Source organism: Tenacibaculum adriaticum, assembly GCF_008124875.1.
In the GTDB taxonomy this organism is placed as follows: Bacteria; Bacteroidota; Bacteroidia; order Flavobacteriales; family Flavobacteriaceae; genus Polaribacter; species Polaribacter adriaticus.
Map to the genome: position 1 here is coordinate 169,409 of NZ_VNIA01000003.1, position 16,487 is coordinate 185,895.

The window sequence follows — 16,487 nt, forward strand, 5'->3', positions numbered from 1 at the left end:
GTAACTTTTCAATGAGTTTGGTTTTCAAGATAGTTAAATTCTTGTTTCTAGATTTTTGATGAAACAAAAAGCGAGCCAAATAGGCTCGCATTATTTATAATTTTATTATGTTAAAATCCCTTTACTATAAATTCACATCGTCTGTTCGATTCGTGTTGTTCTTCTGTACAAGAATCTTCAGTCTTACATTTTATAAGAGGTTTTGTTTCACCATAACCAATGGCTGAAATTCGATCGGGTTCAGTACCATTTTCCATAAAATACATTCTTACAGATGTAGCTCGTTTTTGAGACAATTCTAAATTATACCTATCGTTTCCTCTAATATCAGAATGTGTCCCAACTTCAATTATCATACTAGGATATTTTTTCATTAGCGTAATAACTCTATCAATAGCTTTTTTAGTATCTCTTCTTAGATACCATAATTTATAATCGAAATTTATTTGCTCGGTCTTAACAATTATCCTGTCTTTATCCTTTATAATATCTTTTTCTTTGGCAATAATATTTTCTATATCTTTTTTCTTATTTAATTCTAATTTTTCAGCATCTTTAACCTTTTGTTCTTGCTCTTTTGCTTTTTGTAATTCTAGAGCTATTGCTTCTTCTTTTTTAAGTTGCTCCAATGATTTTAAAGCTAGAGAAGCGTCATTCTTTTTATTTCTTTCTTTTTGAAGGATTACTACTTTGTGATTTTTAGTATATCCTTCTTTTGAAGCTTTTATAACATACGTAGTTTCGCATTCTGCATTAAAATGGAACTTACCTAAAGTATCTGTATTTATTTTTTTAAGTTCTTCCTCTTTATCATTATTTAAGGTGACTAAAGTATTTGATAAAGGTTTTTGAGTGTCAACATCGGTTATAACTCCGGAAATAAATTGTTTGCAGTTTTCAATTACCAATGGTTTTTGCTCAACAATTTTATAGATATCGTCATTTCCCTTTCCGCCAGGTCTGTTTGAAGCAAAGTAGCCTTCTTTTGTATCTGTATCAATATTGAATGAAAAATCGTCATGACCTGAATTAACTGGTAAGCCAACATTATCGGGTTTTGAAAATCCATTACTGGTAATAGAACTAACAAAAACATCTAAAGAGCCAAATCCTGGGTGGCCGTTTGATGAGAAATACAATTCATTTTTTTTACTGATGAAAGGGAATTGTTCCTTTTTAACTGTATTTATCGTTTTACCAAGATTTGTTGGATCACTGTAACTTCCATCAGAGTTAATACTTACTGAAAAAATATCAAAAGAGCCCAAGGTTCCTGGCATATCTGAAGCAAAATACAACGTTTTTTCATCAGAGCTCAAAGCTGGGTGCTCTGTGGAGTATTCGTTACTGTTAAATGGTAAAGAGGTTATGTTTTTCCATTTTCCATCTACTAATTCAGCCTTATAAATTTGAAGGTGCGTTATTTTTTTGCTGTCTTTTTTTCGTTTTCCTTTTACAAAGTTATTCCTTGTAAAATAAGCGGTTTTACCATCTTTAGTAAATATGATGTTTGCTTCGTGTAATTTTGTATTAATTTCTTTGGAAAAATTATAAGCTACACTGTCTCCAAGATGTATTTTGTTAATGTTTATTTGATATAGATCAAGGTAGTGTTGACCATCCCATTTGTATAGTTTGTCAAGAAAGTTACTTTCTTTTTTTGAAGCTGTAAATATTAGTTTATTGCCTTGTTTTATAGCCCCAAACTCAGAGTGTTTAGTGTTGAGTTGTAAGTTTTCTATTTTAAAGCGATCTCCAATAGCTTTAATATTTTCAAGATATTTTGAGTCCGTTTCTAACTTCTTTAATCCTCCTTCATTTTTATTTTTGATGAAGAAGTTTTTCATCACTTCGTAAGCACTGTTGTATTTACCAGAAGCTTTAAGTGTGGTAACATATTTAAAATAATATTCATCGTCTATTTTATTGTTGAAATTTTTGAGAAGGTATTTATAAACTTGAGAAGCTCTTTCCATGTTATTTACATAATAATGACAATCAGCAAGGTTTTTCGTGGTTTCAAAACTTCTTTTACTTTTATAAATATTTTCGTAAATTGAAATTGCCTCGTTATAATAAGCTCGTTTAAAATATGTGTTAGCTCTTTCAAGTTTTTGTGAGGTTTGAGCATTTATTAATAAAGAGCTACATATAAAAAGTACGACAAATATTATCTTTTTCATGATATTCATAGTTTAAAAGAATCTTGGAGATTTATCATATCCTTGTTTTAACCCCATTAAGTCTAAATCAAAAAGCACCATTATTTCATGGGTTCCAGAATTGAAGTTTCCTAAGTTAGAAGTGGTATAGTCGAAAGCATAACCAATTCTTAAAGTGTTAGTGGCTTTAACATTGAACATCGCACTTACAGAATCATCAATTCTGTATGCAAGTCCACCCTCAAATCTGTTATTAAACAAGATATTTAAAGAAGTATCTAAAACAATTGGCGAACCTTTTACGGCTTTTGCCATAATTGCGGGTTTTAATTTTACAATTTCATTAATTTCATAAACGTATCCACCAGTTAAGAAAAAATGGATTTCTTCTCCACCAATACTATTCAATCCTTGTTTTTCTTTTAAATGTTTACTTTGTAAGAAGTTTGGAGCTGATAAACCAACATAATATGTATCTGTAAAGTAGAATGCTCCCACTCCAAAGTTAGGGAATGTATTATTTAAGGTGTTAAAAGCTTCATCGTTGGTTATAATACCTCTGATTGGGTCATCTTCAGGAAATCTAAAGTCATCAAAACTTGTGTTGAAGCTGGTAAAGCCAGCTTTTAAACCTAACGATAGCTTTTGAGTGTCATTTAATTTTAAAACATAGGCAAAATCCGCATAGATATTATTTTCTTTTAAAACTCCATCCCCTATATTATCAGTAATAACCGAAAGACCGACTTCAATCTTTTCACTTAAAGGAGTATGGGCAAATAAATTGTAGGTTTTGGGTGCTCCTACAGCAGATGACCATTGAGAACGATGCATAAAACCTAGGTTTACAATACCTGAATCTGTTGTTGCATAAGCAGGGTTAATAATACTTTGGTTATACATGTATTGTGTATACTGCGGATCTTGTTGAGATAAAGCAGTAAGATGGCCTGCAAAAATTATAAGAAGTAAAATAATTTTCTTCATCTATTATATTGTTCTTTACTATTTACTTAGGTAAAGTCTACCTTGTTTTGGCTTTAAATTATTCTTATTGTATTTAAGGATGTAGAAATAAACTCCACTTGTTGTGTCATTTCCTGATCCGTTATTTTTACCATCCCAAGCAGGGTGATTAATATCTCCCTTGAATAAAGATTGTCCATAACGATTAAAAATCTCTAATTCATATTTTGGATAGAAGAACTCAATATATGGGATGAAGTAATTGTCATTAACTCCATCATTATTTGGAGAAAAACCATCGGGAATAAAGAAATCATAATTTTCAGGATCACATTCTGAAAGGATTACAGAAATTTCAACTCTGTCGCTTTCACATCTTGTTTGCGGATCTATACTTGCTACATAATAATTAATTCCTTCTTGTAAGAGATTAGATTTATCTATTTCGAGTCCGTTTTCAGCAGCATCGTACCAAATAAGCTCGAAAGGATCCTCTGTAGAAATAATTTCTTCTAAGTCAAGAATTGTTAGATTGTCTAAAGCACATAATAAAAGGCTTCCTGTTAGTACTGGTATTGGTGGATCTATAATAGTAACATTGAATTGTAATCGTGAAGTGCTTTCACATATACTTATACTCTCTACAGCGAAGTAACTCGTTCCGTTTACAAGTTGCGTATTTGATTCTAATATATTGCCATCTGTTGCACTATCATACCATACTAATGCTCCTCCGTTTGTGGTAGCATTTAAATTAGCAATTGTTGCATTGTCGCTTGCACAAAAAATAGGATTAATATCTGGAGATGTAACCATTAATGTTGTGATGACTGATACAACAACCACAGCTCTTTCTGAACTATGACAATTATTATTAGGGTTGGTTGAAGTAACATAATAGTCTTCACTATCTAGAAGTAGTGTAGTAGGGTCTAATGGAGTTGTTGAGGTGTCATCTTCATACCATGTTAAGTTTTCACCAGAATCCACAACTATGTTTGAAATAGTAGGCCCGTTTGACCCATAATCAGAAAAACAAAAAGTTTGACTGGTGTTTAAGGTAGGAGGATCTGGTATTCCTCCAATCGAAAAACTTTCTGTTAGTTCAAATTCAAATTGAGTTCTACAAGGAGTTGTGTCATTTTGTGTACTTTTTAAAATCACTTCGTAATAGCCTTCTTCAAGGTTAGTGATATCTACTTGATAATTAGCTTGGCCACCAATAAATACAATTGTGTTATCTATTAAAAGTTCTGGGTTACCAACTTCAGTTACTTCATAGGTAACGGTGTATTCTCCAGTAGAAAGAGGAGGGGCTACAACATTAACTTCCATATTGGTTGCATTACACTGATTATCTACAATAAGATTTAATTGAATTTCTTCAGGAATGGGGTTTACATTAAAAGAGCCTGTAATACAATCTGTCATTAGTTCAGATGGTTGGAGTATATTAATGGTATAGCCATTATTTTCCGTTATTTGTAACAATGAAGAATCAATTGTAAATGTTCCTTTACCGTTTATAAAATCTAAAGGATCTGTAGTAATATTTATAGTATTTAATTGCGGGTCATTTAGAGAGTAAGTGATTTGAAATGTATCGTTTAAGGGGTTTCCTGTACTATCTAATATATTTTCAATATTAATTATAGCATCTTCATCAATACAAATATCATCAATAGAGACCATAGGGTCTTGAACAATAAAAGTTGAAGAAGGTACGTCGATTTGAATATCACAAAATTTGGTTAGCTCTAAATTTACAAGACTAATTATGGATACAGAATATAAACCACTTGTAGATTTCCCAGGAATTGGTAAGACGAAATTCCCATCAGAGATAGTGAAGTCAGATAAAAATATATTATCAATTAATGAGTTATTACTGTCATAAACCTGATAATTTATTAGGTACGAATCACTATGAACTTCATCTGGAGACGTAGAAAAATCATTCGGTAAAAATAAAACATCATAATCAACACTTACATTAAGAGGTTTGTTTACACAGTTCCCTATAATATTTTGAACACCAGATAAAACGTATTGTTTTTCAATAAAAATAGTTATTGTAGTTTTTTGCTCTAAACAAACTGGATGTAGCGGAGTAACAGTATAAGTAAAGCTATATGTTCCAGCTCCAAAATCATTGTATATTTCCTCTATATTGATTATTGTATCAAAAACATCAGTTAATTGTCCAGTACCATTGTTATCAGTCCAAATACCATTTGGGTCTTCACCAACCAATCTATCGTGTAAGTCAAGGTTTGTATATACAGACATGTCATCACTTTCACAGAGGTTAATGTTTAAGGGTTCTCCAGATTCAACACCTTGGTGTACTTCTAAAATAACATTTGAAACTCTCGAAGTACAGGTATTTACATCATCAACAGTATAAATAAGAGAATAGGTGCCTGGGCCAACGGAATCGGCATCAAAAAAATAATCATTGTGTATTGCTGCCGAAGAAGAACTTGAGGCTCCTGACCATACACCATTTATGTCTACATTTAAAGCAGTATTATTATTATCTAAAAAACTAAATAAATTAACCGCAGAATCATCGCTACAGGCATTAGCTCCTCCGTCTACATTATCTTCCCCAGGATAGCCACCTAAATTTAGGGTTACAATTGCACTTTCATTACAATCATTGTTTGTATAAGTAAAAGTATGAGTTCCAAACCTGTTAATTACCCATAAATTTACAGTACCTGTCGAGTTATTTAAAGCATTTTCATTAAGAGGGTTATTGGTTGTCCATGTACCTCCTGTTTGTGGAACTCCTCCTAATTGATTGAATAAATTAAAATTTTGTAAACTAGGATCAGATTCCTTATTACATATCGTAATAGAACTATCTGTACCTGCACATTGTGCATTTACATTATCTGTAAAAAGAGAAATCATGAGAATGACCAAAAGATAAAAAGCCCTAATTTTAAAATTAACTAGGTAGTTGTTTCGCATAGAATTTATTTAAGGTTGGTTACTTACTGTATGGTTTTTAAAGTAAAATCAGTAAAACTTGCAATTTTTATACAAATCAACATATTTTATTCAGAATAAGCAACTTTACTTAAAATATATTAACAGAGAATGTCATTTTAATGAATAATTCTTCAATTTAATAGATATAAGTAGTGAAGAGTTTTGTATGATGTTAAGGGATAGATCGTTTTTAATTTTTAGTGTATATTTTACTTCGCTATCTTTACCACAGAATAATTAATTATTTACATGAAGATTCATTTCATAGCTATTGGAGGAAGTGCAATGCATAATCTTGCTATTGCTTTACATCAAAAGGGATATCAAATAACAGGTAGTGATGATACAATTCACGATCCTTCTAAATCTCGATTAGAAAAACATGGATTATTACCAAAAGAGTTTGGTTGGTTTCCAGGAAAAATCACAAATGATTTAGATGCTGTTATTTTAGGGATGCATGCTAAAAAAGATAATCCGGAGTTATTGAAAGCACAAGAATTAGGTGTGAAAATTTATTCATATCCAGAATTTCTATATGAACAATCCAAAGATAAAACTCGTGTGGTTATTGGAGGTTCTCACGGAAAAACGACGATAACTTCTATGATTTTACATGTGTTAAATTATCACGATAAAAAAGTAGATTATATGGTAGGTGCTCAGTTAGAAGGATTTGAAACTATGGTGCATCTAACGAATGAAAATGAATTTATTGTTTTAGAAGGGGATGAGTATTTAAGCTCACCGATAGATAGACGTCCAAAGTTTCATTTATATCACCCAAATATTGCTTTGTTAAGCGGAATTGCATGGGATCATATTAATGTATTCCCAACGTTTGAAAACTATGTAGAGCAGTTTGGAATTTTTACAAATTCCTTAATTAATGGAGGAATTATGGTATATAATGAAGAAGATGCTACAGTAAAGCGAGTAGTAGAGGAAGCAACAAACCCGATTAAGAAATACCCTTATACAACACCAAATTATTTCATAGAGAATGGGATTACTTATTTAGAAACTGCTGAAGGAGATTTACCGTTGGAAGTATTTGGAGAACATAACCTACAAAATCTTGCAGGAGCTAAGTGGATTTGTCAACACATGGGAATTGATGAAGATGATTTTTATGAGGCGATAGCAAGTTTTAAAGGAGCTAGTAAACGTTTAGAAAAGATTGCGGAAAATAATTCGACAGTTATTTTTAAAGATTTTGCTCATAGTCCAAGTAAAGTTGAAGCGACTACGACAGCGGTTAAAAATCAATATAAAAATAGAAGTTTATTAGCTTGTTTAGAATTGCATACTTACAGCAGTTTAAATGCAACATTTTTATCGGAGTATAAAGGGGCACTTAAAAATGCGGACAAAGCTGTTGTTTTTTATTCTTCGGATGCTTTAAAAATTAAACAATTGGAAGAGGTTACCGAGAAACAAATAGCAGAGGCTTTTGAACGAGATGATTTAATTATTTATACAAATTCACAAGAATTTAAAGATTTTTTATTTTCTCTAAACCTAGAAAACACTGCCGTTTTATTAATGAGTTCGGGAAACTATGGAGGCTTAGATTTTGAGGAGGTTAAGAGTTTGGTTTAAAACTAAATTTTGACCTCCACCAATTTATGTCTGTAAATTTAGAAACTACAAATTTAAAATATGTTTTTTTGAATAAAGACTTTAATAGAATTTCTAGTCTAAATTTCGCAGATAAATAAGTTTGTATATATTTTTTTTCTCTACTAGTAGAATTGAAAAAAGTATTATAATATTTTATTGTAACTTCATCTGAAAATTCTGGTATATTAGATGGTTTATCTAATGCAGATAAATAAACCTTTAAGCCAGCTTTTAGTTCTTTTGATAATAAATCTTCTTCAATTTTTAATTTATTAGTTAGTTTGTAGCCAAGTAAAAAGACATCATAAGCTGCTCTTAAACTCATTTTTTTTAGAAGGTAAGCATCATCATTTATAAATTTGGAATAAACTGTAAGTTTTATTTGATTCTCAAATGATAAAAAACTAACTCCCTTTTTTTTTATTAATGTTGATTGGATTGTATTGTAATTAAAACATTTAGTTTTTTTCTTTATCATATTTCTATGAATTTCAACACCAGCTATCTTTTCATCATTAGTAATTCTTGGTAAGTGTCGGTGTTCATCAAATAATTCAGATATTTTATTATTATACCCCACATCATTTAGTAATATAAAAGCTGTATTACATGTTTCTTCCTCGACTAAAAAATCAATATCACCCACCATTCTTTCGGCAATATCTTCATACAAACCCTCTAATAAATTACCTGTTCCTTTTAAGAAAACAGGAGAAATATTATTTGAAAGTAGAAGTTCATTAATTTCTTTAGCTTGCTCGATAATTTGTTGATTTCTTTCACGGTTCAAGTCCGTAATATGTTCCATATATTCAACTAAATCTTGTGGCACATACCGCAAGAAATCAGCACGTTTTAGATTTAGATATAAAGCAGAGAAAACGTAGTGTTTTGTACTTAATTTCACAACGTTATCCCAGTCTATTTTTGCAGATTTAAGTTCTTCTTCAACTAAATCTCTATTTTGTTTTTCGTGGGTAATTGTTAAACACTTTCCAACAAAAAATAAAGTTTCTTTATAATTCATTATTGAATATCTTGTTAGTTGTCATAATCATTTCTTTATTGTCAGAATAAGTGAGTTGGTAGCAAGGTAATTTTTTAAACCAATCTAAAAATGTTTTCGCATTCTTAGTTATAGGTGATAACCAAGAATCAGGAACTAATTTTTCAAAAGCATCTAAGTTTGAAATTCTATTGATAATTAATTCTGAATTAGGTACGTATTTTATAAAAACTAGCGCTTTACAAGGTAAATGTTGTTTAAAATCGGTCGTGTTTGGAGGTAAATATCGAACTACTTTATTTAGAGATTTAAAATTATATTCTTTTGAATTGTTTAATTCAGGGTATAAAGGGAGTAAAGTTTCTAAACTATTTCTTTTGATTGAAATTGAAGAAGGAAAGCTATAAATATGTTGTTTTTCAACATCTACAGGAACAAAATCATCAGCGATACAGGTAAAACCGTTAGCTTGAAGGAGTGCAAGAGAAGTACTTTTTCCGTTGCCAGAATCTCCTAAGAAAAGAATAGTGTTTTTAGTATTGCTTACTGCGGAAGCATGAAAAATACCTAGCCACTTATCTTCTTTTTTTTGATGTATATGTTGAACCATTTGCATTGAAAATTTTCCTTGGAAATAGTGAATGTCTTTCCTATGCCAAGAACCAATGTAAATAGCGTCGACTAATAAAAAAGTATGATGATTTTCTGTGAAAACTTGATAGTTATAGTTGAATTCATCAGTTTTTTTAATTTCTAAGTGAGAAAATTTAGGATGAATTAGAAAGGATTCGTTTTCTGATTCAAAATCTACTTTAAAAATAAGATTATTAACCTTGTAGTATTTTGTTAATTTAAATTCACAATTGGCTTTAATGTTTTTGTAATCATGAGGAAAATTAGTTTCTTTTGTAGCATTAGGAATATATAATTTTTGCTCTATATTAATAACAAAGTCAATTGCTTTTTCGTGTGGAATATCCATTTCGTCAGCAAGTTGTTTACCAATATTTTTAATAGAAACTCCACTATCAATATCATTTAAAATATCTGCAGTTTTATTTTCTAAAACTACATATTGATTTTTTTTTGAAAACCAAACAATTGATTTGTCCTCAATCTGTTTATGTGTAAGTAAATATTCCATATGGTTCTAAAAATAGAAAATACTCAGGATTTTTGAGTTTTTTAAAATATATTTTATGATTAAAATCCGCCACTGCCTGGATCTTCAGGAGAAACTGCTTGTGCTTTCTTAGGATTTAAAATTATATATGTTCCCAAAGCAGTTAGTGCGGTATATTTTCCGTAATCACCTATTTTTTTTATAGCTTCTTTACGAGAAATTTCTTGATTAGTATTTTTTATTTTTTTGTTCATGATAATAAGCTTTAAAATTCTCGTATTATTCTAATATTATTTTTTTAGTTATTTCACCCAAATCAGAATTTACTTTAACGATGTAAATTCCCGTTGATAAAGTTGGTAAATTAATCTTACTTATTCCGTTTGAATTAATTGATGTTGTAATTAATTTCTTGCCTAATGGAGAATAAACTGTAACATTTGCTTTGGCTTGCAAACCAGTAATGGTAATTTCTTGTTTTTTAGATTTATAGACACTTACGGTATTAATGTTTTTGATGATATCTTTAACATTTAATTTTTGTGAAGTTGTGTGTAAATAAAATTGACCGATTCCGGTTGAAGCTTCATTTAAAACTATTTTATAAGTTTCTTCCAATAAATTAATAAACTTATTATTTAATCTATCTTCTAAGTAAATTTTAATACCAGAGGGAAGATTCATTGCATCTACAGAGAAAGTAATTTCTTTATCCGCTTCTGCAATCAAACCAATTGGTACAATCATGTTCTCAAAATTAGAGTTTGGTAGTGTTTGAATGGCTAATTTTTTTCCTTCATTGTTTGAAATTAATTCTGTAAATAAAGCGAAATTATAATTAGTCCCACTAAATAAGCTTCCATCATAACCATTATCAAAATCAGTAGTTTTTCCTTCTAAATAAAACAATTTAGTAGACTTTTTAGTATCTCCAATTTCAGCAAATAATTCAATTATTGGATTAGGACTTTGCCTCATAAATGTGTCTGTTCCTTGATGACTTTGATTAGCGATTCCAAAGGAAATATTACCATTTCCGTTAGCTTCTACAAAGAAACCTTGTGTGGGTGCAATTTCAATAGTATCGGCTGAATTTTTAGTAATATATTGAGTGCCATCCCATAACCAAATAGTCCCTTCTGTTAAGGCACTAATGTTTTCTGTAGTGAAAGTAGCCGAGTTTATATAGGATGTAAAAGGATTTCCAACTAAATTAAAATTTGTTCTATCTCCAGTAGTTATTCCATAAATAACATCTGTTGTATTAACAGTTCCTGTAAAAGAAATATTTCCAGGAGCAGCCAATTTAATAGAAGTACCCATTCCAGAAGTTATAGCTCCAGTTGAAGCTGCCGTTTGATAACTCCATGCATTTACGCCATCATTATTGTAAGGAGCTAACCCTAAATTACTTCCTGTACCCGTTGCTAGTGTATGATTTGTAATAATATCTTCAATTGTTTCACCAGATACTGGTGATGAAATTAAATACCAATTAGTGGTTGGTAAGTTTCTTTTATCCGTTACGACTCCTGTTAATGAAGCATTAGCTATTAAAGAAGCTCCAGATTCTATCGTTACGCTATTTACCGTAGTTGGAGAAATTATTGTTGGATAATTAGTTATGTCATTTGGAATTAAAACATCATCAGTTGAGATAGGTATTGTTCCTCCCGACCAATTTGAAGCTGTATTCCAATTTGAGTTGGTTGTTCCAGACCAAATTACAGATTGTATTGTAAAAGCTTCGATAGAGAAAGGAAGTAAAGACTCTCCGTCCTCATTAACGACATTAGTCCAATTGTTTTCATCGTCGATTAAAAGTGAATAGTAATCAGAAAATGTACTTTGTCCGGTTCTAGCACCGATATAAGCAGCCCCGTCTGGTGAAGCAGAATCGTCAAAAACAATAATTGACGTCCCAATAACTAATCCTGTATTTGTAAGTGTTATCCCATCTCCATCAAAAGGTCCTAATGTAGTTGGATCATTACCGATTTGAATTGCAGCAATAAAAGTTGTAGGTGTATTTACATCAGCACCTAAAAAAGCAATAATTCCATCTTTTGAGGCAGTTATGTTGAAACTCCCAGATTCAGATAGTGTGCCAATTGAAGAACCAAAACTAGATAAAGTTCCATCAACGTCTGTGAAAACAACAATAGTCCCAGCTTCTATTAAGTTTACTCCCGTACTCCAAGTTAATGTACCTTCGCCAGTTGTAAGCCCACTAGATCCATTAGATTCATTATCTGTAAAATAAATAGTTGAGTTTGCAGGGATATCTGCTAAAACAACTATGGCAAAATCTTTGTTTCCGTCTGCATTAAAAGCTGTAAAAGCAATATCCCCCAAAGATTGGCATATAATGTTGGAGGTAATTGATAACAGGAAAAAAGTTATTAAAAAGTATTGTTTTTTCATAAGCGTAAAATTTTCTTATAAAGTTAAAAAAATATTTTTACTTTATTAATAATTAACACGTTATAAGTACGCTAGCTTTTTCTGCAAAAAATAGAGTAAATAAAATTAGTACGATAAATAATTCTAAACAACCATTTTTTAGAGTAAATCTCCATCAATTTTTTCAACAGGGATTTTGTTGTTAATTTCGTTTAAAATAGTAGGTGGCAGTTTAATTTTATAGAATTAAACATTAATTTTTTTTTTGGGGAATAATAAATGTTCCATATGGTTCTAAAAAGAGAAAAACCTCAAGAATTTTTTGAGGTTTTGTTAAAAATATTTTAAAAATTAAAATCCATCCCCAGGATGTTCCGGGCTTTGTGCTTGCGCTTTTTTAGGATTTAAAATCATATAAGTACCTAATGCTGTTAAAGCAGCATATTTACCATAATTTCCAATTTTTCCAAGAGCTTCTTTACGAGAAATTTCTTGATTTTTATTATCAGTATTTTTTATATTTTTATTCATGATGATTGTTTTTGAAATAGTTGTGTTATTCTAAAATTATTTTTTTAGTTATTTCACCTAGGTTAGAATTCAATTTAACAATATAAACGCCAGTAGGTAATGTTGGTAAACTAACTTTACTAATTCCATTTGAGTTAATAGCTGTTGTAACTAATTCTTTTCCTAATATAGAATAAACACTAACATTTGCTTTAGCTTGTAAACCTGTGATAGTAATCTCCTGATTGGAAGATTTATAGATGCTTACATTGCTAATGTTCTTAATAATATCTTCAGAACTTAATCTTTGAGACGTAGTATGTAAATAAAATTGGCCGATACCATTAGCAGCACTATTTAAAGTAACTTTATAGGTATCTTTAGATAAATTGGAAAAAGCACCGTTTATTCTGTCTTCTAAATATACATCAACTCCTGAAGGAAGATTCATGGCGTTAGCTGAAAAAGTAATTTCCTTCCCTGCTTCAGCAATAAGTCCTACCGGAACAATTGTAGTTTCAAAATCTGAATTAGGTAAAGATTGAATGGCTAGTTTTTTACCTTGATTATCAGAGATTAATTCAGTAAATAAAGCAAAATTATAATCAGTACCACCAAATAAACTTCCGTCATACCCATTATCAAAACCAGTAGTTGTTCCGTTGATATAATATAATTTGGTTGATTTAGAAATGTTATTTTCTGTAATTGTTAGGTTAACTTCTGTTCTAGAATTTCTTTGAAAAGTATCTGTTTGATGACTTTGATTCGCTGCATCAAAAGTAACATTAGTATTGGCACCTGCACTCACAAAAAAACCTTGACCAGGAGCAATTTGAAAACCAGCATCTGTACCAGACATTTTTAGGTCGTAATTACCTGTGGCTTGATTCCATAACCATATTGTTGCTTCAGAAAGTACAGGTCCTGTAGGATTATCTGAGAAAAAATTACCAAGATTAATGTAAGAAGCATAAGGGTTACCTATCAAATTTAAAGTATTTGTAGCTTGTGTAATAGGATAGGTTACAGTATTTGTATTAATACTACCAACAAAATTTAAATTTCCGGCAGAAGTTAATTTAACAGAGAAACCTTGTCCAGGTGTTATTGTTCCGTTTGAAGCACTTGTTAAGTAATTCCATGCGGTACCATCATTTTTATAAGGAGCAATACCTATGTTAGTCCCAGTACCACTTGCTAAAGCATTGTTTGCAATTATATCTTCAAAAGTTTCATTAGCTAGTGGAGATGAAACTAAATGCCAGTTGGAGGTAAGTGTTCTTTTATAAGTGATATTTCCACTCGCAGTTCCTGTAGCAATAAGTGATCCACCACTATTAACAGTTATAGTAGAAGCAGGATCTATACTAATGTTTTTTACGGTTATTCCTTCTACTCCATATATAATAGGTGAATTAATAATATTTGGTATAACAACATCATCAGAGCTAGTTGGAATTATTCCATTGGCCCAGTTTATAGGTTCCGACCAATCATCATTAATAGCTGCTGTCCATGTAAATCCTGTAATTGTAATATTTACATCAGAAGAGTTTGAACAAGTTCCTGTTGTTGTATAGGTAATAGTATAGCTCCTAGGTAAAGATAAAGAAACATCTATAACCCCGGTCGTTGGGTTTATAACTAATCCAACAGGGGAAGATGTGAAATTACCTCCTGCTAAACCTGTAATACTAGGTGTTGGATCCAAATCAGTTACAGAGTATGCAGCAGTACCATAACTAAATGAAGCATCATCTAAAGCATTTATAGTAACATTAACTTGAGAAGTATTTGGACAGGTTCCTGTTGTTGTATAAGTAACGTTATAAGTATTAGGTGTTGAAGCCGAAACATCAATAGTTCCTGTAGTAGCATTAATAGACAATCCTGCTGTAGAAGAGAATGTCCCACCCGTTACGCCCGTAATAGTAGGTGTAGGATCAGCGCCATCTACACAGTATGCAGCAGCAGCATAACTAAATGAAGCATTATCTATAGCATTTATAGTAACACTAACTTGAGAAGTATTAGAACACGCTCCTGCTGTTGTATAAGTAATCGTATAGATGCTAGGTGTTGAAGCCGAAACATCAATAGTTCCTGTAGTAGCATTCATAGATAGTCCTGCGGTAGAAGAGAATGTTCCGCCCGCTACGCCCGTAATAGTAGGTGTAGGATCAGCGCCATCTACACAGTATGCAGCAGTACCATAACTAAATGAAGCATCATCTATAGGATTTATTGTGATAGAAGCAGTTTCTCTTCCATAACATAAACCATTAGTTTCATAAGAGACCGCATAGGTGTTAGGCGTCGAAGCTGAAACATCAATAGTACCCGTAGTAGCATTTATAGATAATCCTCCTGGTGCTGAAAAAGTACCTCCAGAAACTCCTGTAATAGTAGGTGTAGGATCAGCGGCATCTACACAATAAGCCGCAGCTCCATAACTAAAAGAAGCATCTTCTCTAGGAGTAGTATTTATAGTTATGGTTACGCAGGCTCCAGGAGTGGTACAACCACCTTCACCTCTTATATAATAAGTTGTACTTGGTGGTGTAGGTGTTACAATAATAGTTGAACCAGTTGTTGATCCAACTAATGTTCCGCCGCATGAGCCCGTATATACACGCCATTCTGTTGCATCATTTTTGGCTCCTGAAATAGTTAATAAAGAACTATTTCCGTCACATATTATTGGAGGAGCAAATACTGCTGTTGGTACGTCTGGGGCTGTACATGTACTAGCAGTAGTAACCACCATGTCATCAATAGAAAATCCTCCAAATATAGGGGTTGAAGGTTCAAAAACGATTTCATCAATGCTTGTAAATGAACCTGTGGTAGGAGAAGTAAAATCTAAACTGATATCTGAAATAGCAAGAGGAGAAGTTAACACTATAGTCCCTACAGTAATTCCGTCTTTTTTACCAGTAAAAGTAAAGGATGAAGGAGAACTTCCACCTGAAAGTTCATAGGCAAAATGCATCGAAGTTAAACCAATTTCACCTCCGCTGTCTGTTTTTAACGTTCCTGTTATAACAGATTTAGTACCATCTCCAATCCATCCTAGTACAGCATCTGCTGGACCACCAATAGCATCTGTTCCAGCAGAATTACCATTTAAAGCAAGAGCAAGAAAAATACTTCCATTAGATGTTCCCGACATATCAAAACCATTTAGTCTTGCATTATCTGATGGATCTAAACTATTATTAGAGTAGTCATGTGATGGGTTTACTGCATTTGCTATAACTACTGTTGTAGGGCCAAAATCCATTGTACCAGGTGTTTGGCTATACAATTGTATAGAAAGAGTAAAAAGGGGAATTAATAAAAGTTTGAAGTAATATTGTTTCATAATATTTTTGTTTTGTGGTTTGCTTTCAAATATACTTTTATATATAAGAAAAAAGGAAAGAAATTACTTAAAGCCAGATATATGGGTATGAGTGAAGTAAATATGGGTATAAGAGTAATAATTTTAATTTTGATTGAATTATTGTTAAAGCCATTAAAGTAGTTAATTATGATATCTAAAATAGAATTAAATAAAGTAACTTAATTTTCAATAAATTCAAATACGAAAGAAGAAGGAAAATTAGCCATAACTCATTTGTCTAACTTTTATAGAGAGCTTTCAAAAAATATAGTATTAGATTTCAATTAAATTAAAGAGACAAGGATA

10 protein-coding genes are annotated in these 16,487 nt (G+C 31.3%); 1 reads left to right on the forward strand and 9 read right to left on the reverse strand.

Annotated features, from left to right (window positions below; genetic code table 11):
• Positions 1–110 precede the first annotated feature (110 nt).
• The 3 genes from C7447_RS09775 to C7447_RS09785 are packed head-to-tail and all read right to left on the reverse strand — an operon-like array spanning position 111 to position 6,047.
• A complete protein-coding gene (locus C7447_RS09775) occupies positions 111–2,183 on the reverse strand; it encodes an OmpA family protein (protein ID WP_148870335.1) in 2,073 nt (690 codons plus the stop codon).
• Between the two features lie 12 nt (positions 2,184–2,195).
• Positions 2,196–3,149, reverse strand: a complete 954-nt coding sequence (locus C7447_RS09780; protein ID WP_148870336.1) for a PorP/SprF family type IX secretion system membrane protein — start codon at positions 3,147–3,149, stop codon at positions 2,196–2,198.
• Positions 3,150–3,167: 18 nt separating this feature from the next.
• Positions 3,168–6,047 (reverse strand): gliding motility-associated C-terminal domain-containing protein, encoded by a 2,880-nt coding sequence (locus C7447_RS09785; RefSeq protein WP_170245980.1) that lies wholly within the window; start codon positions 6,045–6,047, stop codon positions 3,168–3,170.
• A 330-nt stretch (positions 6,048–6,377) separates the two neighbouring features.
• Between C7447_RS09785 and C7447_RS09790 the strand changes: the two genes are divergently transcribed.
• Complete coding sequence (locus C7447_RS09790; protein ID WP_148870338.1) at positions 6,378–7,730, forward strand: UDP-N-acetylmuramate--L-alanine ligase; 1,353 nt, start codon at positions 6,378–6,380, stop codon at positions 7,728–7,730.
• On the opposite strand, the gene C7447_RS09795 is transcribed toward C7447_RS09790, so the two are convergent.
• From C7447_RS09795 to C7447_RS09815, 6 genes are all read right to left on the reverse strand, one after another.
• Positions 7,714–8,778, reverse strand: coding sequence for a nucleotidyltransferase family protein (locus C7447_RS09795; RefSeq protein WP_148870339.1), 1,065 nt, complete (start codon positions 8,776–8,778; stop codon positions 7,714–7,716). The two genes, C7447_RS09790 and C7447_RS09795, sit on opposite strands and share 17 nt — an antisense overlap.
• Entirely contained in the window at positions 8,768–9,901 is a 1,134-nt protein-coding gene (locus tag C7447_RS09800; RefSeq protein ID WP_148870340.1) for a phosphoenolpyruvate carboxykinase (ATP), read from the reverse strand. The genes C7447_RS09795 and C7447_RS09800 overlap by 11 nt, the downstream gene beginning before the upstream one ends.
• 59 nt (positions 9,902–9,960) lie before the next feature.
• Entirely contained in the window at positions 9,961–10,134 is a 174-nt protein-coding gene (locus tag C7447_RS14800) for a hypothetical protein (RefSeq protein WP_170245983.1), read from the reverse strand.
• 25 nt (positions 10,135–10,159) lie between these two features.
• Positions 10,160–12,304 (reverse strand): T9SS type A sorting domain-containing protein, encoded by a 2,145-nt coding sequence (locus C7447_RS09805; protein ID WP_148870341.1) that lies wholly within the window; start codon positions 12,302–12,304, stop codon positions 10,160–10,162.
• 330 nt (positions 12,305–12,634) lie between these two features.
• Positions 12,635–12,814: a hypothetical protein gene (locus C7447_RS09810; protein WP_148870342.1), complete on the reverse strand. Its 180-nt coding sequence runs from the start codon at positions 12,812–12,814 to the stop codon at positions 12,635–12,637.
• A 25-nt stretch (positions 12,815–12,839) separates the two neighbouring features.
• On the reverse strand, positions 12,840–16,160 hold the full coding sequence (locus tag C7447_RS09815) for a beta strand repeat-containing protein (RefSeq protein ID WP_148870343.1): 3,321 nt from the start codon (positions 16,158–16,160) through the stop codon (positions 12,840–12,842).
• Positions 16,161–16,487 lie beyond the last annotated feature (327 nt).

Excerpts from the sequence above, each read along its gene's own strand:
- C7447_RS09775 (WP_148870335.1), bottom strand. The coding sequence starts at position 2,183 with ATGAAAAAGATAATATTTGTCGTACTTTTTATATGTAGCTCTTTATTA.
- C7447_RS09780 (WP_148870336.1), bottom strand. The coding sequence starts at position 3,149 with ATGAAGAAAATTATTTTACTTCTTATAATTTTTGCAGGCCATCTTACT.
- C7447_RS09785 (WP_170245980.1), bottom strand. The coding sequence starts at position 6,047 with ATGATTTCTCTTTTTACAGATAATGTAAATGCACAATGTGCAGGTACA.
- C7447_RS09790 (WP_148870338.1), top strand. The coding sequence starts at position 6,378 with ATGAAGATTCATTTCATAGCTATTGGAGGAAGTGCAATGCATAATCTT.
- C7447_RS09795 (WP_148870339.1), bottom strand. The coding sequence starts at position 8,778 with ATGAATTATAAAGAAACTTTATTTTTTGTTGGAAAGTGTTTAACAATT.
- C7447_RS09800 (WP_148870340.1), bottom strand. The coding sequence starts at position 9,901 with ATGGAATATTTACTTACACATAAACAGATTGAGGACAAATCAATTGTT.
- C7447_RS14800 (WP_170245983.1), bottom strand. The coding sequence starts at position 10,134 with ATGAACAAAAAAATAAAAAATACTAATCAAGAAATTTCTCGTAAAGAA.
- C7447_RS09805 (WP_148870341.1), bottom strand. The coding sequence starts at position 12,304 with ATGAAAAAACAATACTTTTTAATAACTTTTTTCCTGTTATCAATTACC.
- C7447_RS09810 (WP_148870342.1), bottom strand. The coding sequence starts at position 12,814 with ATGAATAAAAATATAAAAAATACTGATAATAAAAATCAAGAAATTTCT.
- C7447_RS09815 (WP_148870343.1), bottom strand. The coding sequence starts at position 16,160 with ATGAAACAATATTACTTCAAACTTTTATTAATTCCCCTTTTTACTCTT.